The sequence below is a fragment of the Oleiphilus sp. HI0079 genome, from assembly GCF_001635105.1.
In genome coordinates, this window is record NZ_LWFT01000601.1 from 1 (window position 1) to 1779 (window position 1779).

The 1779-nt window shown below is 47.3% G+C and carries 3 protein-coding genes; all 3 read left to right on the top strand.

All coding sequences use genetic code 11. From position 1 onward, the window contains the following. The first annotated feature begins 274 nt into the window (after positions 1–274). The 3 genes from coaD to A3750_RS10535 all read left to right on the top strand — a co-directional run bounded on the left by coaD (position 275) and on the right by A3750_RS10535 (position 1709). Positions 275–757 (top strand): pantetheine-phosphate adenylyltransferase, encoded by a 483-nt coding sequence (gene coaD, locus A3750_RS10525; protein ID WP_068548249.1) that lies wholly within the window; start codon positions 275–277, stop codon positions 755–757. Positions 758–786: 29 nt separating this feature from the next. Then, entirely contained in the window at positions 787–1038 is a 252-nt protein-coding gene (locus A3750_RS10530) for a YfhL family 4Fe-4S dicluster ferredoxin (protein WP_068453056.1), read from the top strand. A gap of 101 nt (positions 1039–1139) precedes the next feature. After that, on the top strand, positions 1140–1709 hold the full coding sequence (locus A3750_RS10535; protein WP_068453059.1) for a hypothetical protein: 570 nt from the start codon (positions 1140–1142) through the stop codon (positions 1707–1709). Positions 1710–1779 lie beyond the last annotated feature (70 nt).

The following is a 1779-nucleotide window of genomic DNA, read 5'->3' on the forward strand; positions in this document are numbered from 1 at the left end:
AAGCCAATTTTTGCGAAAGGTAAGATTAATAGCACCAAGTTTGCTTACCCTCCTTACGGTACAGCCATCCATAAATTGATCTTCTCAATTTTCATGCGCTAGGCTTTTTCGGGCGCTCGCTTGAGCGCCCATTTTCCCCGCCCAGTCTTTGCCACCACATTGTCACTACGCCTTTATTTGTTTACTATTCAGCCTTGATTAAATCCGGCACAAAAAGCGGACTTGCCGCTCTTCATCGCGGCCCTTAATAATGACTTCCCTCAGAGGCGAATGCATGACAACGGTTATCTATCCGGGCACGTTTGATCCAATTACCAACGGTCACACTAATCTCGTCGAACGCGCTACGCGTGTTTTCGACAAAATTATTATCGCTGTTGCGGCTAGCCCCAAGAAGCGACCGCTGTTTCCTTTAGAGCAACGCGTTGCTCTCGCGCAAGAAGTCCTCTCGCATATCGANAATATTGAAGTCGTTGGCTTTGAGAATCTTCTCGCCGAATTTGTTCGCGAACATGAGGGCAACGTGATCCTTCGCGGATTACGCGCCGTATCCGACTTTGAGTATGAATTTCAGCTTGCTGATATGAATCGCAGACTAGTTCCTCAAGCAGAAAGCATATTCCTGACCCCAGACAATCACTTATCGTACATCTCATCGACACTTATTCGTGAGATCGCAGTATTGGGTGGGAATGTCGATGAGTTCGTTCATCCCGTGGTGTCGGACGCTCTTAAATCACACTTCAAAAACCACTAATTTGATCACGCAAGAAATAGGAAGTACCCATGGCACTAATCATCACTGATGACTGCATTAATTGTGACGTGTGTGAGCCTGAATGCCCAAACGAGGCAATCTCTCCAGGCGAAGAAATCTACGAGATTGAACCGAGCAAATGCACCGAGTGTGTCGGACATTATGATGAGCCGCAGTGCCAGCAGGTTTGTCCCGTAGACTGCATCCCGCTCGATCCGGCGCATAAAGAAACGCAAGAACAGCTAATGGCAAAATATAACCTGCTTACTGGCTCTGCCTAGGCCACACCGCCTGCATTAGCTGTTTTTTATATCCCGTCTACACTTACCTTAAAGTAAGTTGCCACATACCTTGCCAGAGATGGCCAAACAGCAGGACAGCTATGAGTACAGAGCAAGAAGACAAACAAGCGGAAATCACGTTGACACCAGAGCAACGGCTTGATGCCCTAGAAGGTAAAGTGGGTAAAAACCGCATCGTCCTAATGTCTATCGCACTGATACTCATTGTCACGCTCTCTGCCTCAATTACCGCATTCATGATGCACTACTTTGGCGGAGTAAGTGCGAACTCAGGCCCATCAAATAATACCGAAACAATACAGACCTTAGAGGGCCAGGCCGAGCTTCTCGAACAGTACGATATTCGCCTCGCAGAACTCAGCAGTCAGCTTAAGACACTCGATAACAAAATCGAGAACTCTTCTAACGCCACCATTCAGCGCATTCTGGTAGAGCAAGAGCAAGCAAAACAAAAGTTCATGGATACCGTTCGCTCGTCCATTTATGATTTGGCGCACATGGTTCCTGGCTCCAGATCTTGGCTTGAGCTTTACAGTGAACAGTTAGACGAAGCCATGGTTAAAAGCCAGCAACGCGAAAAGGCATTGAAAGAGCTTCAAACCTCAGAACCTGTCGCCAACAAAGATCCTTTTTTTGGTGATGAATTCTAACAACGAAGCTCACGACCAACGCGAACCAAGCTGGCCATAGCTCGTCTTCATACCATCCATCGCCGTAATT